General features: G+C 75.9%; 20 protein-coding genes. 10 read left to right on the top strand and 10 right to left on the bottom strand.

Annotation, left to right across the window (positions count from 1 at the left end; translation table 11 throughout):
- The first annotated feature begins 34 nt into the window (after window positions 1-34).
- Window positions 35-1,222: a M20 family metallopeptidase gene (locus ACFZBX_RS22330; RefSeq protein ID WP_391535513.1), complete on the top strand. Its 1,188-nt coding sequence runs from the start codon at window positions 35-37 to the stop codon at window positions 1,220-1,222.
- A gap of 118 nt (window positions 1,223-1,340) precedes the next feature.
- On the opposite strand, the gene ACFZBX_RS22325 is transcribed toward ACFZBX_RS22330, so the two are convergent.
- The 6 genes from ACFZBX_RS22325 to ACFZBX_RS22300 form a co-directional block, all read right to left on the bottom strand.
- Window positions 1,341-2,126, bottom strand: coding sequence for an AMP-binding protein (locus ACFZBX_RS22325; protein ID WP_391535512.1), 786 nt, complete (start codon window positions 2,124-2,126; stop codon window positions 1,341-1,343).
- Window positions 2,126-2,350 carry a phosphopantetheine-binding protein gene (locus ACFZBX_RS22320; protein WP_376149829.1) on the bottom strand — a complete coding sequence of 75 codons (225 nt, stop codon included), beginning with the start codon at window positions 2,348-2,350 and terminating at the stop codon, window positions 2,126-2,128. Before ACFZBX_RS22320 ends, ACFZBX_RS22325 begins: the two co-directional genes overlap by 1 nt.
- Before the next feature lie 5 nt (window positions 2,351-2,355).
- The gene (locus ACFZBX_RS22315) at window positions 2,356-2,988 is read right to left on the bottom strand and encodes an isochorismatase family protein (RefSeq protein ID WP_391535511.1); all 633 of its coding nucleotides are present in this window, start codon (window positions 2,986-2,988) and stop codon (window positions 2,356-2,358) included.
- A gap of 65 nt (window positions 2,989-3,053) precedes the next feature.
- A complete protein-coding gene (locus ACFZBX_RS22310) occupies window positions 3,054-4,733 on the bottom strand; it encodes a (2,3-dihydroxybenzoyl)adenylate synthase (protein ID WP_391535538.1) in 1,680 nt (559 codons plus the stop codon).
- Window positions 4,734-4,795: 62 nt separating this feature from the next.
- Window positions 4,796-6,001, bottom strand: a complete 1,206-nt coding sequence (gene dhbC / locus ACFZBX_RS22305) for an isochorismate synthase DhbC (RefSeq protein WP_391535537.1) — start codon at window positions 5,999-6,001, stop codon at window positions 4,796-4,798.
- Between the two features lie 177 nt (window positions 6,002-6,178).
- Complete coding sequence (locus ACFZBX_RS22300; RefSeq protein ID WP_391535510.1) at window positions 6,179-7,015, bottom strand: 2,3-dihydro-2,3-dihydroxybenzoate dehydrogenase; 837 nt, start codon at window positions 7,013-7,015, stop codon at window positions 6,179-6,181.
- Window positions 7,016-7,305: 290 nt separating this feature from the next.
- On the opposite strand from ACFZBX_RS22300, the gene ACFZBX_RS22295 reads away from it, so the two are divergent.
- From ACFZBX_RS22295 to ACFZBX_RS22285, 3 genes are all read left to right on the top strand, one after another.
- A complete protein-coding gene (locus tag ACFZBX_RS22295) occupies window positions 7,306-8,565 on the top strand; it encodes an MFS transporter (RefSeq protein ID WP_391535509.1) in 1,260 nt (419 codons plus the stop codon).
- A gap of 4 nt (window positions 8,566-8,569) precedes the next feature.
- A complete protein-coding gene (locus ACFZBX_RS22290; protein ID WP_391535508.1) occupies window positions 8,570-9,349 on the top strand; it encodes a TetR/AcrR family transcriptional regulator in 780 nt (259 codons plus the stop codon).
- Between the two features lie 91 nt (window positions 9,350-9,440).
- Window positions 9,441-10,142, top strand: a complete 702-nt coding sequence (locus ACFZBX_RS22285; protein ID WP_391535507.1) for a siderophore-interacting protein — start codon at window positions 9,441-9,443, stop codon at window positions 10,140-10,142.
- Between the two features lie 156 nt (window positions 10,143-10,298).
- Here ACFZBX_RS22285 and ACFZBX_RS22280 read toward each other — a convergent pair whose 3' ends face one another.
- Both ACFZBX_RS22280 and ACFZBX_RS22275 read right to left on the bottom strand, forming a co-directional pair.
- Window positions 10,299-10,859, bottom strand: coding sequence for an NUDIX hydrolase (locus tag ACFZBX_RS22280; RefSeq protein ID WP_391535506.1), 561 nt, complete (start codon window positions 10,857-10,859; stop codon window positions 10,299-10,301).
- 17 nt (window positions 10,860-10,876) lie between these two features.
- Entirely contained in the window at window positions 10,877-12,184 is a 1,308-nt protein-coding gene (locus ACFZBX_RS22275; RefSeq protein WP_391535505.1) for a CapA family protein, read from the bottom strand.
- Between the two features lie 285 nt (window positions 12,185-12,469).
- Here ACFZBX_RS22275 and ACFZBX_RS22270 point away from each other — a divergent pair, with 285 nt between their 5' ends.
- From ACFZBX_RS22270 to ACFZBX_RS22255, 4 genes are all read left to right on the top strand, one after another.
- Window positions 12,470-13,240 carry a universal stress protein gene (locus ACFZBX_RS22270; protein ID WP_391535504.1) on the top strand — a complete coding sequence of 257 codons (771 nt, stop codon included), beginning with the start codon at window positions 12,470-12,472 and terminating at the stop codon, window positions 13,238-13,240.
- Window positions 13,241-13,333: 93 nt separating this feature from the next.
- Window positions 13,334-14,545, top strand: coding sequence for a M48 family metalloprotease (locus ACFZBX_RS22265; RefSeq protein WP_391535503.1), 1,212 nt, complete (start codon window positions 13,334-13,336; stop codon window positions 14,543-14,545).
- Window positions 14,546-14,582: 37 nt separating this feature from the next.
- Entirely contained in the window at window positions 14,583-15,005 is a 423-nt protein-coding gene (locus ACFZBX_RS22260; protein WP_391535502.1) for a MarR family winged helix-turn-helix transcriptional regulator, read from the top strand.
- Window positions 15,006-15,226: 221 nt separating this feature from the next.
- Complete coding sequence (locus ACFZBX_RS22255) at window positions 15,227-16,486, top strand: PP2C family protein-serine/threonine phosphatase (RefSeq protein ID WP_391535536.1); 1,260 nt, start codon at window positions 15,227-15,229, stop codon at window positions 16,484-16,486.
- Window positions 16,487-16,503: 17 nt separating this feature from the next.
- Here the strand turns inward: ACFZBX_RS22255 and ACFZBX_RS22250 are convergent, their stop codons facing one another.
- Both ACFZBX_RS22250 and ACFZBX_RS22245 read right to left on the bottom strand, forming a co-directional pair.
- Window positions 16,504-17,889 carry an ABC transporter substrate-binding protein gene (locus ACFZBX_RS22250; RefSeq protein ID WP_391535501.1) on the bottom strand — a complete coding sequence of 462 codons (1,386 nt, stop codon included), beginning with the start codon at window positions 17,887-17,889 and terminating at the stop codon, window positions 16,504-16,506.
- The gene (locus ACFZBX_RS22245) at window positions 17,880-18,533 is read right to left on the bottom strand and encodes a hypothetical protein (RefSeq protein WP_391535500.1); all 654 of its coding nucleotides are present in this window, start codon (window positions 18,531-18,533) and stop codon (window positions 17,880-17,882) included. Before ACFZBX_RS22245 ends, ACFZBX_RS22250 begins: the two co-directional genes overlap by 10 nt.
- A 117-nt stretch (window positions 18,534-18,650) precedes the next feature.
- Here ACFZBX_RS22245 and ACFZBX_RS22240 point away from each other — a divergent pair, with 117 nt between their 5' ends.
- A complete protein-coding gene (locus ACFZBX_RS22240) occupies window positions 18,651-19,280 on the top strand; it encodes a hypothetical protein (RefSeq protein WP_391535499.1) in 630 nt (209 codons plus the stop codon).
- A gap of 12 nt (window positions 19,281-19,292) precedes the next feature.
- Window positions 19,293-21,317, top strand: coding sequence for an ABC transporter permease (locus ACFZBX_RS22235; protein WP_391535498.1), 2,025 nt, complete (start codon window positions 19,293-19,295; stop codon window positions 21,315-21,317).
- Window positions 21,318-21,507: the final 190 nt, after the last annotated feature.

Genomic DNA, 21,507 nt, shown 5'->3' with positions numbered 1-21,507 from the left:
CGGGAGGCAGGCCCTGACGCCCCCGGAGGCGCCGATGTCCCCCCTGAACGCGAGCGAGCCGACCGCGAGCGCATCGCCCGTGGCCGACCCCGGGCTGAAGGAGGCGGTGCGCGAGCGCGTCCTCGCCCACCGGGACGAGCTGCTCGCGCTCAGCCGCCGCATCCACGCCCACCCGGAGACCGCGTTCGAGGAGCACCGGGCCGCCGAGTGGTGCGCCGAACTGCTGCGCGCCCACGGGTTCGCCGTCACGCCGGGCGCGCACGGCCTGCCCACCGCCTTCGACGCGCGCCTCGGCGCCGGGCCGGTCACCGTCGCCGTGGTCTGCGAGTACGACGCGCTGCCCGGGCTCGGCCACGCCTGCGGCCACAACCTCATCGCCGCCGCCGGCCTCGGCGCCGCGCTCGGACTCGCCCCGTACGCGGAGCGGCTCGGGCTCACCGTGCGGGTGATCGGCGCGCCGGCCGAGGAGCGCGGGGCCGGAAAGGCACTGCTGCTGGACGCGGGCGCCTTCGACGGCGTGGACGCCGCGATGATGGTCCATCCCTGCCCGGTGGAGGTCGCCGACTTCCACTCCTTCGCACTCGGCACCCTCTCCGTCCGCTACACCGGGCGCGCCGCCCACCCGAGCCTCAACCCGCACGAGGGCCGCAACGCCGCCGACGCGCTCACCGTCGCCCAGGTCGCGCTCGGGCTGCTGCGCCAGCAACTGCCGCCGCACTGGCGGGTGCACGGCATCACCACGGCCGCAGGGACGGCGCCCAATCTGATCCCCGACAGCGCCTCCGCCGAGTACGAGATCCGCGCCTCGGCGGCCGAGGACCTCGCGGAGCTGCGCGCCCGGGTCGAGGACTGCTTCCGGGCGGGTGCGCTGGCCACCGGGTGCGAGGTGGAGCTGACCCGGCCCGAGCCGGACTACCTGGACTTCCGCAGCGACGCCGGGCTGCTCGCCCTGTGGCGGGCCAACGCGGCGGCGGTGGGCCGTCCCGAGCCGGTCGAGAGCGGGCCGTTCGCCTGCACCGACATGGGCAACGTCTCGCACGCCCTGCCGGCCATCCACCCGGTGCTGGACATCACCGGCGGCGCCTGCGGGCCGCACGAGGCGGCGTTCGCCGAGGCCGCCGTCTCGCCGGAGGCGGACCGGGCGATCGTGGAGGGCGCCGTCGCCATGGCGTGGACGGCGGCGGACTTCGCGGCGGCGCGGCGGGTGACGGCCGAGGGCTGACGACGGGCGGCTGACGGATAACAGCTGACAGATTTCAAAATCTGTCAGCTGTTATCTGTTATCTGAAATCTGTCAGCCGTCAGCCGTCAGCCGTCAGCCCGCCGGTGGCCCGAGCTCGTCAGCCGCGCTCCGGAACCAGGTGCACCGGCCCCGGCTCGGGCAGCAGCTCGCCGAGCACCGAGGGCACGGCGCGCAGCGCCGTCACACCGGCCTCGCGCACCAGCTCCCCCACCTCGCCCGGCCGGTCCGGATCGGCCAGCACCAGCGCCGCCCCGGTCCGCAGCGGCCACAGGAACTCCCACAGCGGCAGCCCCAGTTGGAGCACCCGGTCACCGGGCCCCAGCCCGTACGCGGCCTGCAGCCCGCGCACCCGGCGATCCACCTCGGCGTGCGTCGTCCACACCCCCGCCGGCCGCCCGCCCGGGCCGTACGCCCGGCAGAGCGGATGCTGCGGGGTGAGCGCGCGCGGCGGGTCGGTGACCGCCCGCCCGGCCAGTTCGGCGGCGGCCGGCCGTTCGGCGGCCGGCACCCCCTCCCCCAGCACGCAGACCGGCGCCGCGTCCGCCAGCAGCCAGGCCAGCCGCCCCGGCGCGTCGTCCGGGTCCAGCGGCAGGTACGCCGCCCCCGACTTGGCCACCGCCAGCAGCGCCGGCACCAGGTCGGCCGGGCGGGTGAGTGCCAGGCCGACGACCGTACCGGGGCGGGCGCCGCGGTCCGCCAGGCAGCGGGCCATCCGGTTGGCCGCGGCGTTCAGCTCGCCGTAGCCCACCGCCGCCCCGCCGGCCGGCAGCAGCGCCGGGGCGTCCGGCGTCCGCGCGGCCTGCGCCTCGAACGGGCCGATCGCCGTGGTCGCCGGCCACCGCCGGTCCCCGGCGGGCCGGGCCGCCCCCGTGCCCGGCTCCATCAGGACGCGCCGAGCAGCTCGGCCCAGGCCTCGACGGCCGGGCGCTCGGCCAGCTGCAGAAACGCCACCTCGGCGCCCTCGGAGCGCCAGCGCTCCGCCAGCGCCATCAGCCGCACCGAGTCCAGGCCCCAGTCCGCCAGGTTCTCGTCCAGCGGGATGTCCGCCGGCTCCTCGCCGAGCAGGTCGGCGACCTCGGCCCGGATCCGCTCCACGGTGAAGGCCATGCCCGTCACTTCCCTTCCAGTACGGCGTCGGTGGCGGTGACCACGCCGCAGCGCCCGGCCACCCAGGTGAGCGCGGCGCGGTGCTCGTCCGCGCCGAAGTCGGCGACCGCGTCGGCCACCACGAAGGCCCGCACATCGCGCATCCAGGCGTCGCAGGCGGTGGCCTGCACCCCGATGTGCGCGTACACGCCGGTGATCACCAGCTCGTCGCGGCCCTGCTCGCGCAGCAGCTCGTCCAGGTCGGTGCGGACGAAGGCGCTGTACTTCCACTTGGTGAGCAGGCGGTCGCCCTCGGCCGGGGCGACGGCGTCGGCGATGGCCGCCGCGCGCGGGTCGTCCGGGATGCCCGGGCCCCAGAAGTCCTGCTGCAGGCCCCGCTGTTCGGGGCTCTGCCCGCCGGGCTGCGCCGAGTAGACGACCGGCACGCCGTGCTCGGCGGCCCAGGCGCGCAGCCGGTTGATGTTGGCGAACAGCTCGGTGACCGGCGAGGCCGTCGTGTCGAAGGCGTTCAGAAAGTGGTTCTGCAGGTCGTGCACCAGCAGCACGGCCCGGGACGGGTCGACCGTCCAGTCGACCCGGTTGGCCGGGAGTTCGGCGACGGCGGGCATCAGGTAGGAGGGGATGCGGGGCAGGCCCACGGCGGTGCGTCCTTAGCGTTTCAGGGAGTTCGGGGAGTTCGGGGTATTCGGGGAGTTCGGGGTGTTCAGGGGGTGGTGAGGGTGGCGGCGATGGCGGCGCGCAGGTCCTTCTTGCTGACCTTGCCGATGCCGGTGGCGGGGAAGGCGTCGACGAACTCCACCCGGTCCGGGACCTTGAAGTCGGCCAGTCCGCGCCCGCGCACGAAGCGCTTCAGCTCGATGGACTTCGGCGGCTTCGCCCGGTGCTCCTCGCGCAGCACGACGTAGGCGCAGGTGCGCTCGCCGAGGTAGGGGTCGGGCATCGAGACCACGGCCGCGTCGTGCACGGCGGGGTGGGCCAGCAGGTGGTTCTCGATCTCCTCGGCGGCGACCTTCTCGCCGCCCCGGTTGATCTGGTCCTTGGCCCGCCCCTCGACCACCAGGTGGCCGGTGGCGGTGCGCCGGACCAGGTCGCCGGTGCGGTAGAAGCCGTTCGCGGTGAACGAGGCGGCGTTGTGCTCTGGCGCGTTCCAGTAGCCGCGGATGGTGTACGGGCCGCGGGTGAGCAGGTGCCCGGTGGCGCCCTCGGGCAGGTCCTCGTCCTGGTCGTCGACCACCCGCACCTCGTCGTCCGGGGAGATCGGCAGCCCCTGGGTGGTGACGACGACCTCCTCCGGGTCGTCCAGCCGGGTGTAGTTGACCAGGCCCTCGGCCATCCCGAACACCTGCTGGAGAGTGCAGCCCAGCACCGGGCGCACCCGCCGGGCGGCCTCCTCGCTGAACTTGGCACCGCCGACCAGCAGCACCTCCAGGCTCTCCAGCCCGGTCGGGCCGCCGGCCTCCCGGCGCCGCTCGGCGGCCTCCAGCCAGAGCAGCGCCAGCGGCGGCACCAGGCCGGTGATGGTCACGCCCTCGCGCTCGATCAGCGGGAACGCCGTCTCGGGGCTGGGCTGCGGGCAGAGCACCACCTTGCCGCCCGCGTACAGCGTGCCGAGCGAACCCGGGGAACTGAGCGGGAAGTTGTGGGCAGCGGGCAGCACCACGAGGTAGACGCTGCGCTCGTCCTGGCCGCAGAGTTCGACCGAGCCGCGCAGCGAGTAGATGTAGTCGTCGTGGGTGCGCGGGATGAGCTTGGGCACGCCCGTGCTGCCGCCGGACAGCTGGAGGAACGCGACGTCCCCGGGCCGCGGTTCGGGTCCCTCGGCGCCGGCCGGTTCCACCGGGACGTCGGCCAGCGGCGTGTGCTCGCCCGCGTCGCCGCCGGTCACCAGGACGTGCCGCAGCGTCGGCGTCTCCGCCCGTACCCGGGTGGCGAGTTCGCGGTAGTCGAAGCCGCCCTCGACGGCCGGGACGACGTAGCCGACGGCGCCGGTGAAGGCGCAGAAGTAGGAGATCTCGGTGTACCGGTGCGCGGGCAGCGCGAAGACCGGCAGCGCGCCGATCCGGAAGAGTCCGAAGACCACCTCGAAGAACTCGGCGGTGTTGGGGAGCTGGACCACCACGCGGTCGCCCCGGCGGATGCCGCGGGCGCGCAGTCCGGCGGCCATCCGGTCGGCCCGGCGGTCGAGTTCGGCGTACGTCCAGCGGCGGGTCGGGTCCTCGCCGGTGCCGCCGGCCGGGTCGACGATCGCGATCCGGTCGGGGTGGGCGGCGGCACGCTCGCGCAGCATCGAGCCGAAGGTCTCCCCGCGCCAGTGGCCGGCCGCCCGGTAGCGCTCGGCGAACTCCGCCGGGTACGGGGTGAATCCGGCGAGCACCCGCTCCATCGGGTCCGTCCGGTCCAGGTCGAGCGGTTCGGTCACGTGGTCCCCCGGGGTGGTCAGGTCGCTCACTGCGGCACCCCCGCGGCGTCCAGGAAGGTGCGGAACTTGGCGCTGGTCTCGGCGAGTTCGGCCTCCGGCCGGGACTCGGCGACCACGCCCGCGCCCGCGAACACCCGCAGGGTGCGCTCGTCGGCCTCGGCGCAGCGCAGGGTGACGACCCACTCGCCGTCACCGTCCGCGTCGCCCCAGCCGACCATGCCCGCGTACAGGCCACGGTCGAACGGCTCGATCTCGCGGATCGCCTCGCGGGCGAGCGGCGTCGGGCTGCCGCAGACCGCCGGGGTGGGGTGCAGGGCGACGGCCAGCTCCAGGGCGGAGACCGCCGGGTCGGCCAGCTCGGCGGTGATGGTGGTGGCCAGGTGCCACATCGCGGCGGTGCGCACCAGGGTGGGCCGCTCCGGCACGTCCAGGGTGCGGCAGTAGGGCGCGAGGGCGGTGCGGATGGCGTCCACCACGAAGGCGTGCTCGTGCAGGTCCTTGGGGGACTCCAGCAGCGCGGCGGCGCGCCGGACGTCCTCGCCGAGGTCGGCGCTGCGCGGCACCGAGCCGGCCAGCGGGTTGGCGACGACGGCGGTGCCGCGGCGCGAGAGGAGGAGTTCGGGGCTGGCGCCGATCAGGGTGCGGCCGCCGCCGGCCGGGACGCCGAAGGTGTAGCCGCCGGGGTCGCGGCGGGCGAGGCGCTGGAGGATCGCGGGCAGGTCGAGCGGGCGGTCGGCGTGCAGCTCCAGGGTGCGGGCGAGCACCACCTTGCTCAGCTCGCCGTCGTCCTGGAGCCGGCTGACGGCCTCGGCCACGCCGCTGCCGTAGGCCTCGGGGGCGGGCACCGGGCGGACGTTCCAGTCGATCCGGTCGGCGGCCGGGGCGGGCAGGGCGATCAGCGGGTCGTCACGCAGGGCGCCGCAGGCGCGCAGCCGGGCGGGGACGGCGAGTTCGGCGCGGCTGTCGTGGTCGAACGCCACCGCGCCCACCACCAGCGGGTGTTCGACGCCGTCGCGGCGGGCCCGGGCGAGGGTGTCGGCGACCCGCTCGACCAGCGGGCGCCCGTCCTGGGGCACCCGGGCGTGCACGCCCTCGGCGAGCAGCGTGCGGGTCGGGGAGGCGAAGAACGCCTCGTCGGGCGCGGCCCGATACTGGCCCAGCAGCCCGCTGGCCGCGCCGATGACGGTGTGGTCCGTCCCGGCGGGGGCGTGGTGCACCGTGGTCACCTGGATTCTCCCAGTCTGCGAGTGGTCGCCGGGCCTCGCTCGTCGCGGCGGCCGGCGGGTGGTGTGGTTCGGGCCCGCGCTCCCCGGTGGGGGCGCGCGGCTCCGGTGGGGCGGCGGGTGGGGGCGCTGCTCGTCCCCGGTCGCGGCCCGCGCGGTCGTCCGGGTGCCCGGACTGCCGGGGTGTCAGGCGCGCAGGGTGGCGCCGCCGTCCACGTAGAGGTCGTGCATGGTGATGTGGCGGGCCCGGTCGGAGACCAGGAAGGCCACCGCCTCGGCGATGTCGGCGGGTTGGGCGATCCGGCCGAGCGGGATGCCGACCCGGTAGCCGGCCAGGTCGCCGTCGATGACGCGCTGTTCGGCGGCGGCCGCGTCGTCGCTCCACAGGGCGCGCTGCATCTCGGTGTCGGTGGAGCCGGGCGAGACGATGTTGCAGCGCACTCCGGAGCGGCCGAGTTCCAGGCCGAGACAGCGGGTGAACATGGTGGCCGCCGCCTTGGAGGCCGCGTAGGCGGACATGCCGGTGCGCGGCACGCCGGCGGCGTTGGAGCCGACGGTGACGATGGCGCCGCCGCCGCGCTCGGCCATCCGCCGTCCGACCGCGCGGGACAGGTGGAAGACCCCGGTGGTGTTGACGGCGAAGGTGTCGGCCCAGTCCTGGTCGCTCAGCTCGACGGCCGGTGCGGCACGCAGTATTCCGGCGACGTTCACCAGGATGCCGACGGGGCCGAGTTGATCCTCGATCAGGGCGACGGTGGACTCGACGGCGGCGGCGTCGGTGACGTCCAGCAGGTAGGGGTGGACGGGGCCACTCGCGGCCGGCTGGTCCGGGCCCGCCGCCAACTCGTCCGCGAGTGCGGCGAGCGGGCCGGGGTTGCGGTCGGCCGCCGCGACGACGGCGCCGGCGTCGACGAGCGCGCGCGTCACCGCCGCGCCGATGCCCTGCCCGGCGCCGGTGACGATCGCGACGGCGCCGGCGAGTTCGGACTGCTGCACAGGAAAATCCCCTCCGACCAGCGACATTAGGCAAGGCTAACCTAACACAACTGTTCGGGTCCGCCGAGAGGTCGCGCGAGGCCCGGCGACCCCTGCGGGGTCGTCAACTGCGCGCGGCCGCCGGGGCGGAGCGCGCGGCCTCCGCCGAACGGCCGTCGAACGGCCGTCGGACTGCGGCCAGGCCGCCGCAGAGCCTCCGCCCGGGCTTGAATGTAGACGCAACGTTGCGTCCAGTGTTACGGTCGCCGCATCGCTGAATCGAGACGCAACGTTGCGTCCACATTCCGGATCCCATCGCTCCGCACCGAGGAACACCCATGCCCCTCGCCCCGCCCCGGCGCTCCGGCGGCGCCCTCGCCCCGGCCGCCGTCGCCCTCGCCTTCTGGGTCACCATGGCCGGCACCACCGTCCCGACCCCGCTCTACCCCCTCTACCAGCACGCCTTCGGCTTCTCGACCTTCACCGTCACGGTGATCTTCGCCGTCTACGCCCTCGGCGTCGTCGCCGGACTGCTCGCCCTCGGCCGGCTCTCCGACCAGATCGGCCGCCGGCCCGTCATACTGACCGCCCTGCTGCTCGCCGCGGCCGCCGCCGGCCTCTTCGAGGCCGCCGACTCACTGCCCTGGCTGCTCGCCGCCCGGGTGCTGTCCGGCTTCGGCGCCGCCCTGGCCACCGGCGCCGCCACCGCCGCCCTGCTCGACCTCGCCCCGCCGGAGCGCCGCCTGCGCGCCCAGACCCTGGCGCTCGCCGCCAACATGGGCGGCCTGGCCGGCGGCACCCTGTTCGCCGGCATCCTCGCCGAGTGGGCCGGCTCGCCGCTGCGGCTGCCCTGGACGGTGACGCTCGTCCTCATCGGCATCGCCCTGCTCGGCCTGCTCGCCGTCCCCGAGACGGTGCCCGCCGAAGTGCGCGCCGCCTCCCGGTTCCGGCTGCGCGTCCAGCCGCTGCGCATCCCGCCCGCGATCCGCCCCGCCTTCCTGCGCGCCGCGCTCGCCGGGGGCGCGGGCTTCGCCGTCACCGGCGTGCTGACGGCGGTCAGCGGACTCTTCCTGGCCACCGTGCTCGACCTGCGCCACCACGCGCTGACCGGCTTCGTCGTCGCCCTGGCGTTCCTGTTCACCGCCGTCGGACAGCTGCTGGTCCGGGTGCTGCCGCCGGCCCGTGCGCTGCCGCTGGCCTGCGCCGGGCTGGTGCTGGCCGCCGCGCTGATCGCCGGCGCGCTGATCGGCGCGACGCTGCCGCCGTTGCTGCTCGGCGCCTGCGTCAACGGACTCGCCACCGGCACGGCCATCGGCACCGGACTGGGCACCATCAACGGCGGGGTGGCGCCGCAGCAGCGCGGCGAGACGGTCTCCGCCTTCTTCGCGGTGCTGTTCACCATGCTCTCGCTGCCGGTGATCGGCGTCGGCGTGCTCGTCCGGGCGACCGACCTGCGCACCGGCGGGGTCGTCTTCAGCGCCGTGGTCGCCCTGCTGGCGCTGGTGATCGCGGCCGGACTGGTCCGGCGCCCGGGCGGCGCGGAACGGGCGGCGGCCGGCGCGGAACGGGTGCCCGCCGCGCGCGCCGAGGAGGCGTGAGAGGATGTCCGCGACGATCGCCACCGGCCCCCAGCGGCCCCCGGACAAGGACCAGCACGCCATCACCGCCGCCCAGCCCCGCCCCGCCACCGGAAGCCGCGCCGCCGGCCGCCGTGCGACCGCCGCCATGGCCGCGTCCGCGTCCGTGACCCCGGCGAGCGGCACGGGCAAGGGTGCCGCCGCGTCCGGCGGCAGCGGACGGCGCAGCGAGGCCGCGCGCCTGGCGGTGCTGAACGCCGCCGACGACCTCCTGGTGGAGCAGGGCTTCGAGGGCCTCACCATCGAGGGCATCGCGGCCGCCGCCGGGGTCGCCAAGCAGACCATCTACCGCTGGTGGAAGTCCAAGGTCGACATCCTCTTCGACAACCTCGTCCTGGACGCCGGCACCGCCCTGGCCTGGCCCTCGGAAACGCCCTCCACTCCGGCCGACCTGCGCGCCTACGTCCACCGGTTCGCCGTCTTCCTCGGCACCGACCCGGCCGGACAGGTCCTCCAGGCGCTCCTCGGCCACGCCCAACTGGACGCCCGGACCGCCGAGTTGCTGCACGGCGGGTTCCTGGACGAGCTGCGCGCCCGGGACATCGCGCACACCCGCGCCTGCCTGGGCCTGGCCCCGGACGGCGACGACAGTGGCGACGGCGAAGGGGGCGGGGGCGGCACCGATGAGGCCGCCGTGCTGCTGGACGCCCTGCTCGCCCCGCTCTACCACCGCGCCCTGGTGCTGCGCCGCCCGCTGGACGCCGCGTTCGTCGACGCGCTGCTCGACCAGCACCTTCCCCGCTGACACACCCCCTTCTCCCAACCGCGCCGCCCCCGGCCCGTGTTCACCTCCGGGCCCCGCCGCCGGCGCCATCCGATCCCTGCCAGGAGTCACCGTGTTCCGTCGCCCCCGGCCGACCTTCGACGTGCGGGTCGTCGCCGTCACCCCGCTCACCCCCGCCCTCGTCCGGCTCACCTTCACCGGCCCCACCCTGGACGCCCTCGCCATCGAACACCCCACCCAGTGGGTCAAGTTGGAGATTCCCGAGGGCCACTCCCGGGCCTACACCATCCGCCATCACCGCCCCGCCGAGCGCGAGGTCGACATCGACATCGTGCTGCACGGCAACGGGCCGGTCTCCCGCTGGTCCGAGGTCGCCCGCCCCGGCGACGCCGCCCGGCTGGCCGGACCGCGCGGCCGCCGCCCCTCCTTCGAGGGCGCCGGGCACGCGCTGCTCGCCGCCGACGAGAGCGCGCTGCCCGCCGCGCTCAGCATCCTCGACGACCTCCCGCCGGCCGTCCCGGCCTCCCTGTTCGTCGAGGTCGGCGACGCCACCGGGGCCACCCTGCCCCTGCCCGACCGCGCCGGTCTGACCGTCCACTGGCTGACCCGCCACCCGGACCTGCCGAAGGGCGGCACCCTCGCCGAAGCCCTGCTCGCCACCGACGTCCCGGACGGCACCACGGCCTGGCTGGCGGGCGAGGCGCACGCCGTGGCGACCGTCCGCCGCCATCTGCTCGCCGACTGGGCGCTGCCGCGCGAGCGCGTCCACAGCAAGGGCTACTGGAAGCACGGCGAGGCCGACCACAAGGAGTGACGCACCGTCAGTGACGGTTTGGGCTCCACTGGTTTACGGCGACGGCCGCGGGGTGGCTGCGGCAGCGCCCTTCGCAGGCGAGGACCGGCCGGCGCCCCGGGCCGCGCACGATCGCGTGCGCGGCCCGCGGTCGGCGCAGCACCGCGCCCGCCCCGATCACCGCTCGCCGCCGCCGCGCCCCGCCGCCCGGTACGGCCCCAGGTAGTAGGACAGCGCCGCGAGCGAGGCGCCGTCGGCCACCTCCCCCGCCGTGAGCAGCTTCACCACCTCGTCCTCGGTCAGCCACTCCACCCGGCTCGCCTCCGCCCGGTCCACCGGCTCGCCGATCCGCGTGGCGCCGGTGGCGTGGAAGGAGTGGAAGTGCATCGTGGAGATGCCCGACATCGCGTCGAACTCCGTCAGCGGCACGACCGCGCCCGGCCGCCAGCCGGTCTCCTCCTCGGTCTCGCGGGCGGCCGCCGCCGCGGGGTCCTCCCCCGGCTCCACCCAGCCTGCGGGCAGCTCCCAACCCCACCGGCCGGTGATGAACCGGTGCCGGTGGAGCAGCAGGAAGCGCCCGTCCACGTCCGTCACCACGGCGTTGGCGCACTCCTTCGGCATCCGCAGCACATGGTGGTCGACCCGGCCGACGCCGGGGATGTCCACGTCGTCCAGCCAGAGCTCCACCCATGGCGACCCGTACACCTGTCGCCGCCCGTGCACCTCCCACTGCGCCACTGCCCGCACCCGCCTGCTCAGCGCGAAGCGGCGGGGGCGGAGGCGGGGGCCGGGGTCCGCAGCTTCTGCGAGGGCTGCGACGTCTGCGAGGTCCGCGGGGTACTGGTCGGGGACGCGGCCCCCGGGGCGGCGGCGCCGTTCGGGGTCGGGGAAGCAGCGCCGGAGGCGGGCGCGGCGCCCGGGGCGGGGGCGAGTCCCGTACAGCCGCGCAGGCCGTCGCGGCGCTTGAGGGCGGCGGTCGCGGTGGCGCCGGTCTGCGGCACCGGCACGCCCTTGTCGTCGATGGTCGCCGGCACGAACTCCTCACCGAGCACCTTGCCGTCCGGGCCGATGGTCAGCGTGGTGACCCCGGTCTCGTTGGAGTTGGCGTAGTTGGAGGTGCCGTACCAGAGGAAGTTGCCGAAGCCGTACCCGATGTAGGTGCCCCCGAGCATCCCGGAGCCGACCATGGTGTGCGCGTGCGTGCCGACCACGGCGGTCGCGCCCGCGGCGGCGAGCTTCTTGGCGATGGCGGTCTGCGCGCCGGTGGGGCAGGCCTTGCCCTCGTCGCCCCAGTGCAGGTAGACGAGCACCACCGGCGCCTGCCGCTTCGCCTCCCCGACCGCCTTGACCAGCGCGGCGGCGTCCAGCGCCGAGGCGATGCCGGGCTTGTTCGCGCCGGCCCGCCACTTCTGGTTGGTGAGGTCCTCGACCTGGCTGGCCGCGACCACCGCGACCTTCACCCCGCGCACGGTGGTGACGTACGGGGCGTACGCCTCCTCGGAGTTGCGGCCGAAGCCGACCACCGGGACCGGTGAGGAGGCCTTCGCGGCCAGGGTGTCGGCGAGGCCGTCGGCGCCGAAGTCGACGGCGTGGTTGTTGGCGAGCGAGACGACGTCGACGCCGGAGTCCTTCAGCGCGGTGAGCGCCTTGGGCGAAGTGCGGAAGGTGTACGTCTTCGGTTCGGCGGCGCCGCGTTCGGTGATCGCGGTCTCCAGGTTGAGCACGGCCAGGTCGGCGGCGGAGAGGGTCTTGGCGATCGGGCCGAGCGCGGTCTCGGGCGGCCGCACGGCGAGCCGGGCCTCGGTGCGGCCCTCGAAGTGCACGTCCCCGGCGAACGCCACCGTGATGCTGCCGTCGGGGCGGGGCGCGCCGCCGGACGCCTGGTCACCGGGGGTGCCGGAGCCGTCCGAGGCGTTCGGCGAGGCCTTCGCGGCGGCCGCGTCGGCCGCCGCCTTGGCGGACCTGGAGGCCTTGACGGTGGCCGGATCGGGGTCGTCCGGCCCGCAGGCCGTCGCGGACATCAGGCCGAGCAGCAGTGCGACGGCGGCCGCGCCACGGCGCATGTGTGTTCCCCCAAGGTCGGTCCAGGAGCGGTCAGCCTACGCCACTCCCCCGCTCCCCCTTCGCCCCGCCTCCACAACCAACACCGGCTCGTCGCCCGGCGTTCGCCCCCTCGGCCGGGCTCTCCTGGGGCGGGCCCGTCGGCGCGCTCCGGGCCCGCCCGTCCCAAGCCGGCGAGCGGTCTTGGCCGTCCCGTCCCTGGCGCGGCGCCCGGGTGGCGCGCAGCGTGGAAAGGTGGAGGCCTCGCGGGAGCGCGGCGGCCGCGACGACGGCGGGTGGTGTGGGCCATGGCCGGCTACGGGAGCACGGGCACCGGGCGGCGGATCGTGGTCGGGATCGACGGCTCGGCGCCCTCGAAGGCGGCGCTGCGCTGGGCGGTCGGGCAGGCGGTGCTGACCGGGGCGACGGTGCACGCGGTGGCGGCGTGGGAGTACCCGTCGCTGTACGGCTGGTTCGCGCCGATGGTGGACGACGGCTTCGAGCAGTCGGCGCGCCGGACGCTGACCGTCGAGGTGGACGAGGTGATCGGCGAGCGGCGGCCGGTGCCGGTCGAGGAGAGCCTGGTGCTGGGGCACGCGGCCGAGGTGCTGCTGGAGGTGGCCGAGGGCGCCGACCTGCTGGTGCTCGGCAGCCGGGGTCGCGGGACCTTCGCCCGGACGCTGCTGGGGTCGGTGAGCGCGCGCTGCGCCGTGCACGGCTCCTGCCCGGTGGTGATCGTCCGCGCGGACGGCACGGCCACGGCGCCCGCCCCGCTCACGGAGGGGGCGGAGGCGGGTGCGAAGGAGGCGGAGGGCGGCAGCGGGGAGCCGGCCGTGCGGACCAAGGACTGGCAGCTGACCCTGCACGTGGTCGAGGACCGGGACACCACCCGGGTGCACGCCGTGCTGGACGCCGACGGCGACGTGCTGCACAGCGACGCCCTCGCCCGGCGCAATCCCCACGACGACCCGGCGCCGACGGTGGGCGACGACTTCGCGGTCGGCCGCGCCCTGGTCGACCTCGGCCACCAGTTGCTCCGCGCGGGCACCCACAGCGCCACCGGGCCCGCTGAGGAGTGACATCCTGACTACCGAAGGACAAGATGACGATCGATGGCCGACGCCTGACAGCTGACAGTTGACAGCTGACAGATTTCAGATGACGGATAACAGATGACAGATTCTGTCAGCCCAACTCCGGGCGCCCACCCCGCCCCCACGCCCGACTTCACCCCCGACTTCACCCCCGCGCAGCGCGCCCGCGGCCGCGCGCTGCGCCGCGCCCAGCTCCCGTGGGCGCTCGGCGGACGGCTCGCCGGCCTGGCGCTGACCCTGCTGCTCGGCCTCACGCCCGCCGGGGCGGGGCTGGTGTCGGCGGTCGGCGGCTGGTTCGGCGGCTCGCGGACGGCGGAGGTGCTCGCCGGGGCCGCCGCCCTGGTGGTGCTCGGACAGCTGGCGCAGCTGCCGTTCGGGGCGGGCGCCCGGTCGGTGCGGGCCCGGTTCGGCCTGGTCACCCAGGGCTGGGCCGGCTGGGCGGTGGACGTCCTGCGCGGGCTGGCGCTGGCGCTGGTCCTCGCCCTGCCGGTGGCGTTCGGCCTGTACGCGCTCACCGACCGCTCGCCGGAGTACTGGTGGCTCCCGGCGGCGGGCGCGGCCGCGCTGCTGACCGCCGCCCTCTCCTTCCTCTACCCGCTGCTCGTCGAGCCGGTGTTCAACCGCTTCACCCCGATGGAGCCCGGCCCGCTGCGCGAGGCGCTGCTGGGCCTGGCCGAGCGGGACGGCGTGCGGGTGCGGGACGTCCTGGTGGCCGACGCCTCGCGCCGCACCACGGCGCTGAACGCGTACGTGTCGGGCCTGGGCGCGACCCGGCGGATCGTCGCGTACGACACGCTGCTGTCGACGGCCGAGCCGCGCGAGGTGGAGCTGGTGGTGGCGCACGAGCTGGGGCACGTCAAGCACCGCGACGTACTGACCGGCACGGTGCTGGGCGCGGTGGGCGCGGCCGCCGTGGTGGCGCTGCTGGGCCTGGCGTCGGGCTGGGACGCGCTGCTGTCGGCGGCCGGCGCGGCGGACGCCGCCGACCCCCGGTCGATGCCGCTGCTGGCGGCGCTCGCCGCGCTGCTGGGCGCGCTGTCCGGCCCGGTGCAGTGCGCGGTGAGCCGCACGGTGGAGACCCGCGCGGACCGGCACGCCCTCGAACTGACCGGGGACCCCGAGCAGTTCATCGCGATGCAGCGCAGGCTGGCACTGACCAACGTCTCCGACGTCGACCCGCCCCGAGTGCTTGAGCTACTGTTCGCCACTCACCCGAGCGCCACCCGACGGATCGCGGCCGCGCGCGCCTGGCAGGCCCGCCGCCCGTCCACGTCCGAGATTGTTGTATAGTGCAACAAATACCGAGGCCCCGAGGAGGTAGGTCACCGTGCCCGACCGCGAGACGTCGATCGCCACCATCCAGCGCGAGCTGACCGCCTTCGCCCGCCGCGCCCGCCACAAGGCGTCCCAGCTGCACCCGGACCTCTCGCTGGTCACCTACAGCATCCTGGACCTCATCACCGAGCGCGGCGGCTGCCGGGCCGCCGACATCGCCGCGCACTTCATGCTCGACAAGTCGACAGTGAGCCGCCAGGTCACCGCCCTGGAGAAGCTCGGGCTGCTGCTGCGCGAGACCGACTCGGAGGACCAGCGCGGGCAGATCCTGCTGGCCACCGACGCCGGGCTGACCCTGCTGCGCGAGGCCAACGAGCAGCGGCGGCTCTCCTTCACCGCCCGCTTCACCGACTGGACGGACGAGGACGTCGCCCGGTTCGCCGACTACCTGGCCCGTTACGGCGCCGAGGGCTGACCGGCAACCGACCCCCTGACCGGCCGAGGGCCGACCGGCGGGCCCGGCACGCGCGTCGGGCATCCGGCGGCCCCGGGGTGCGGCGGACCACCCGGACGGTGTACAGAGGAGAGGTGCCACCTCGGCAGCAGCCTCCCCGCGAGCGGCACCCCCGCGCGGGACCCACCGACGACCGGCGTTCCCGTGACCGCCGTCGCTCCTGGCGGCCCGACCGCCGGGCGCTGACCGCGGTCCCGCTCGCGCTGATCGTCCTGATCACGGTGGTCGACGTGCTCGCCCCGCCGGACATCCACCTGGGCCCGCTGCTGATCGTCGCCCCGGCCCTGACCGCCTCCGTCGCCGGCCCCCGCACCACCGCCGCCGTCGCCGTGCTGGCCATCGCCGCGCTGACCGTCATCGGCATCCTGCGCGACGGCCCCACCACGGCCAACCACCAGACCCAGCTCGGCGCCCTGCTCGCCGTCTCGGCCCTCATCGTCGGCCTGCGGGTGCTGCGCGACCGCCACGAGCGCGAACTCGCGCAGGTCCGCTCCGTCTCCGAGGCGGCGCAGCGCGTCCTGCTGCGCCCGCTGCCCGACCGGATCGGCCCGCTGCGCCTCGCCTCCGTCTACCTGGCCGCCGAGGCGGAGGCACAGGTCGGCGGCGACCTCTACGCGGCGGCCCGCACCACTACGGGCACCCGGCTGCTGATCGGCGACGTCCGGGGCAAGGGCCTGTCCTCGCTCGGCGACGCGGCGCTACTGCTCGGCGCCTTCCGGGCCGCCGCGCACCTGCACGCCGACCTGCCCGGCCTGGTCGGCTACCTCGACGGCAGCATCGCCTGGGACCTCGCCCAGCTCGCCGAGCAGCAGCGCGCCCAGCAGACGCGCCTCCAGGAGCAGCCCCGGCTCCAGCTCCCGCCGCTGCTGCGGCAGGTGCCGCGTCCGCCGCCGCTCGGCGAGGCGCCGACCGCTCCCACCGCCGCCGAGGACGACAGCGGCGAGTCGTTCATCACCGCCCTGGTCCTGGACATCCCGGACGACGAGGCGGTGGTCCGGCTGGTCGACTGCGGCCATCCGCCGCCGCTGCTCCTGCACCGCGACCGAAACCGCGACCGAAACCGCGACCGAAGCCGGGACCAGGACCGAAACCGCGACCTGAACCGGGATCGAGACCGGGACCGGGACCAGGTGAGCACCCTGGAGCCGGGCCGCACCGCGCCCCCGCTCGGCCTCGGCGAACTGGCCCCGGGGCCGTACGAGGTGGTGGAGTTCCCGTTCCTGCCCGGCGACCGGCTGCTCGTCTACACCGACGGCGTGATCGAGGCCCGCGACGCCGGACGGCGGTTCTACCCGCTGCCCGAGCGGGTCGCCGGGCTGACCGCCGCCCACGCCGCCGAGCCCCCGGCCGCCCTGCTGCACCACCTGCGCCGCGACCTGCTCGCGTATGTCGGCGGGCGGCTGGACGACGACGCCGCCATGGTCGTCGTCGAGCGCCTCTGACCCGGCTCCGGGCGGGCTCACGGCTTGTACGGCAGCTGCGGCACGTCGAAGCAGGTGGTGGTCATGGACTCCACCTGGGTGACCCAGCCCCCGCGACCGTCCTCGGCGGAGTCCTGCCAGCGGGCCGCGTTCAGGCAGGCCCGGGTGGGCCCGCTCGGCGGGGGCTGCGGGACGAAGGAGGCGGGCAGCAGCAGCCCGTGCGCGTCGTAGGGCTCGGGGCGGTTCATGAACCGTTCGACGCAGGCCCGGGTGAGTTCCGCGCCGCAGGAGTCCATCGCGTCGGTGAGCCACTGCGCGCCCGCCCAGCCCTCCAGCTCCCACGCCGACAGCAGCGGCTCGCGGTCCGGGTAGTAGTGCGCCATCGCCGCCCGGAAGGCGCCCACCGCGGGGTGGCGGACGTCCTCGTAGTTGAGCGAGGAGGAGGTCGCCCAGAGCGCGTTGCGGCAGTCGGGCGAGGCCCGGTAGTCGGTGCGCACGGCCTCCGACCAGTTCTGCACATTGGTCACCTTGGCGGTGACCCGCACACCGGCCTCGTCCAGCGAGCGGCAGAGCGCCGCGTTGCCCCGGGTGTCCATGGCGTCGAACAGCAGCTGCGAGCCGTCCGCCCGGACGGCGGCGGCCACCGCCTGGAAGTTCGGCAGCGCGAAGTCCACCGTCTGCATGAGCACCCGGTAGCCCTCGGCCTCCAGTCCGGCGCGCAGCTGGGCGGCGTAGCGGGCGGAGTCGGCCTGGTTGTAGGCGACCACGGCGGCGCTGGTCGCGCCCAGCCGTTCCTTGAAGAAACGGAACACCTCGGTGGACTGGTAGAGCGTGCCGTTCCAGCCGACGGCGTGCCCGTCGCGCGGCGCGCTGCTGCCGTAGACGCCGTACAGGTGCGGCCAGCGGTCGTAGGCGGTGCCGATCGGCTGGCCGCCGACGTCCGGCACCGCCTTGCCGCTCACGTAGGGGGCACCCGCGTAGTCGAGGACGCTGCCGGAGACGAAGGCGAAGACGTGGGACTGGTCGATCAGGCGGTGCACGCAGTCCTGGTTGCCGATGCCGCTGCCGCCGTCGTCGCAGGTGACGAGTTTGACGGTGCGGCCGTGCAGGCCGCCGTGGTCGTTGAGGGACTGGAAGAAGGCCTGGGCGCCGTAGCGCGGACCGCTGAACACCTCGCTGCCGACCGGGCTGGTGAGCGAGGTGACGATGCCGATCCGGATCTCGGTCGGGGTGACGCCGGTGTCGGAGGCCGGGTTCCCGCTGCCGTCGGCGGTGCCGGTGCCAGTGGCGGTGGCGGTGGCGGTGCTGGTACCGAAGGCGCTCGGCGGCAGGCGCGTCCCGCAGCCCGCCACCCCGCCCGGCGCCAGTGCGAGGAGCAGCGCGAGGACCGGGGCGGCGGCGCGTGGGCGAGGGGTCAGCTGCATCCGGGGATCGGGGTGCCGGTGGCACCGGCCGCCTGGACCAGCAGGGCGCAGAGGGTCGAGCGGGAGACCTTCCAGACGCCGTTGTCCAGCACCGCCTGCCCGGTCGCGGCCGGCTCCACCACGTTGCCTTCGAGGGACAGCTCGTAGGTGACGGTGGCCTCGGTCGGGGAGGTGAACGCCACGTCCGTCACCCTGGCCTTGACCTGGCCGACCCTCGGGTCCTGGGCGAAGCCCTCCAGGACGGGCAGCAGCACGTCACCGTTCTGGAGCAGCGAGGCCTTCTCGGGGATCGGGGTGGTGGGGTCGAAGAACTTCTGCCAGTTGTCGGTGATCGCGGTGGTGGCCGCCGCGGGATCGGCGGGCCCGGTCGCCCCCGGGCTCGCCGTCCCGGTGACCGTCGTCGTGGCGGTGGCTGTGGCCGTCCCGGTGCCGGTCGCCGTGGCCGTCCCCGTGGCTGTTTCGGTGGCCGTCCCGGTGACCGTCCCCGTGGCCGTCGCGGGCGGCGACGGGCTCGCCGTCGAGGAGCCCGAATCGCCGTCGCCGCACGCCGTCAGCGTGCCCGCCAGCAACAGCGCGAGCAGGACGCCCGCCGACCGCAGGACCGGACCGCCGAGCCGGCGGGGGCCGCTCTGCCTCACGTGCATGGTCTTCCTCTCGACGGCCGGAGCGGGCGGGCGCCGCGCGGGCCGGTTCGCCCCGCTCCGGATGCTGTTCCAGGCCGATCCTGGAAACGTCGCAAGTGACACCATCAAGGCGGATCCATGGACGAATCGCAATCCGGGCGGCAGAGCACCGCGAACCGCTCGAAGGCCGTGGCGGCGAGCGCCGTGCGGTCGGCGCGGGAGAGCGGCGGCTGGGCCGGATGGGCGCTCGTCGCCGTCGGCGCGGTGCTGTGCGTGCTGGGCTGGTACGGGGTGTCCGGCGAGCGCTTCGTCGAGCAGCAGATCCCCTACCTGGCCTCGGCGACGGTCCCGGGCGCGGCGCTGATCGTGGCGGGCGTCGTCCTGGCCGCCCTGCGCCCGTCCGGGCGCGCCCGCGCCGGGCCGGCGCCGTCAACGTCATCTGCGGTCACCGCCGACGCCACCGCCACGGACCGCCGGATCGAGCACCTGTACGCCCTGCTGGTGGAACCCGGCGAGCCCGCCGGTCCCGCGGAGACCGCCGCGACCGGCCCCCTGCTGGCCGTCCCCGGCGGCACGCTCTACCACCGCCCGGACTGCCCGCTGGTGGCGGGCAAACCGGCCGCCGCCCCCGTCGACCACTCCGCCGTCCGGGAACGGGGGCTCACACCCTGCCGCCTCTGCGACCCGGGGCCCGGGCCATGGCCGGCCGACGGGATCCCCGCCAGCCCGACCACCCGTCCGGGCGATCCGCGCCCGCCGACCGGCTGAGGCGGCGGAGCGATGAACGCCCCGGTGTCGGCCGTCCTCGCCTCGACGGCCCTCGACTCGACCGGCCCCGGCTCGACCGGCCTCACCGTCGACCTCGCGCTCGCCGGCCTGACCGTCGGCAGCGCCGCCGCGCTCAGCGGCATCGCTCTGGTCGTCTGCCACCGCGCCACCGGCGTGCTCAACCTCGCCCAGGGCGCGCAGGCGATGCTCGTCGCCTACCTGCTGCGCGACCTGGTCGTGGAGCGCGACTGGCCGCTCTGGCCGGCCGTGGCGTGCTGCCTGCTGCTGGTGGCGCCCGCCCTCGGGGTGCTGCTGGACCTCCTGGTGTACCGGCCGCTGCAACGGCGCGGCGCCGGGCCGGCCGAGACGATGGTGGCCGGGCTCGGCGTGTTCGTGCTGCTCATCGGGGTGGTGGTGCTGGTGTGGGGCGCAGCGCCTGTGGGCGGCGCGCCGTCCCCGTTCGGCGGGGCGCCGATCACGCTGCCCGGCGGGCACACGCTGCGCCCGGACACGGTGGCGCAACTGGCCGCGATCCTGGTGCTCGCCCTGGCGGTCGGGGCGACGACCCGGTTCACGCCGTTCGGCCTGCGGCTGCGGGCGGTGGTGGACGACCGGCGGCTCGCCGAGCTGGCCGGGGTGGACGCCGACCGGGTGTCGGCGGCCGGGTGGGCGTTCGGCTCGTTCACCGCCGGGCTGGTGGGGATCACGCTGGCGCCGTACCTGCTGCTCGACCCGTACGGGCTGCCGCTGCTGGTCATGGAGACGATGGCCGTCGCGGTGGCGGCGCGGCTGCGGAGCATCCCGGTCGCGGTGGTGACCGGGCTCGGGCTGGGCGTCCTCCAGGCGGAGCTGACCCGGTTCCGGCCGGACGGGCAGTTGCTGCCGCTGGTGCAGGCGGTGCAGGCGAACCTGTTCGTGGTGGCGCTGCTGGTCGCCGCGCTGCTGGCCGGGCCCCGGCTCGCCGGCGGGGACCGCCCGGCGTCCGCCCGTCCCTCCCCGCCACCGGTGGTGCGGGCCCGGGGCGCCGGGGGCGCCTGGGCGGCGCGGGCGGTCTGCCTGGTGCTGCTCCTGCTTCCGCTCGGCTTCCGCGGCAACGACCTGCGCAGCGCGCTGCTGGTACCGGCGCTGGCGTTGGTGCTGCTGTCGATCGTGGTGGTGACCGGGTACGGCGGGCAGATCTCGCTGGGCCAGGCCGGATACGCGGGGCTGGGCGCGCTGGGGACGGCGCTGCTGATGTCCGGGCGGATCCCCGGCCTGCCCGCGCTGCCGGCCGCGCCCGCGCTGCTGTTCGCCGTGCTCGCCACCGCGCCGCTCGGCCTGCTCACCGGCTGGCCGGCCATCCGGCGGCGCGGCCTGGCGCTGGCGCTGGTGACCTTCGCGGTCGGCACGACGCTGAGCCGCCTCGTCTTCCAGCAGCCGTACGCCACGACCGGGCTGGTCCTGGACCGGCCCGCGTTCCTGGCCGGCGACCGCGCCTTCTACGTCGCCGAACTGCTGCTGCTCGGCCTGGGCGCGGCCGTGGTGCGGGCCCTGCACGGCGGTCGCACCGGCCGAGCGCTGAGCGCGATGCGCGACCACGAGCCCGGAGCCGCCGCGGCGGGCGTCAACGTGCCGGGGCTCAAGCTGTTCGCCTTCGTGGCGGGCGCGGCGCTGGCGGCCCTCGGCGGCGGCCTGATGGGCATGGCCGGCCGCGCGTTCGACCCGGCGGCCTTCGACCCGGTCCTCGGCCTGCTCTGGTTCGCAGCCGTCGTCGTCGCGGGCGCCGACAGCGCCCTGGCCGCGATCCTGGCCGCCGCCCTGATCATCGGCCTGGACGCGGGCACGGCGGCGGGCGTGTCGGCCGTCGCCGTCGGCGCCCTGGCAGCCGCCATCGGCCACCTCCCCGGCGGCCTCGCCAACCTCGCCGTCCCCCGGCCGTCCGCCCCACCCCCGCCCACCCCCACCGGCCACCTCACCCCGACCGGCCACCACCTCCGCGCCCTGATCACCACCCGCCGCCCGGCGAACGACACGGCTCCCGGGAGGACCGAACCATGACAGGACGCCGCCGCCGGCCGTCCGCGCACCGCGCACCGACGAGTCCGCGCGCTGACGCCGCCCACCGCCCCCGCCACCCCGCCGGCCGTCCACTCCCGGCAGGCCGACGGATGCCCACGCCGGTCACCACCCTCCGAACAGGCCGGGAACACGACACCCCCACCGCCCCGCCGCCCCCAGCGGGCACGCG

This window comes from Kitasatospora sp. NPDC008115, assembly GCF_042957205.1.
Taxonomy (GTDB): Bacteria; Actinomycetota; Actinomycetes; order Streptomycetales; family Streptomycetaceae; genus Kitasatospora.
This window is presented reverse-complemented; position numbering and strand designations above follow the sequence as displayed.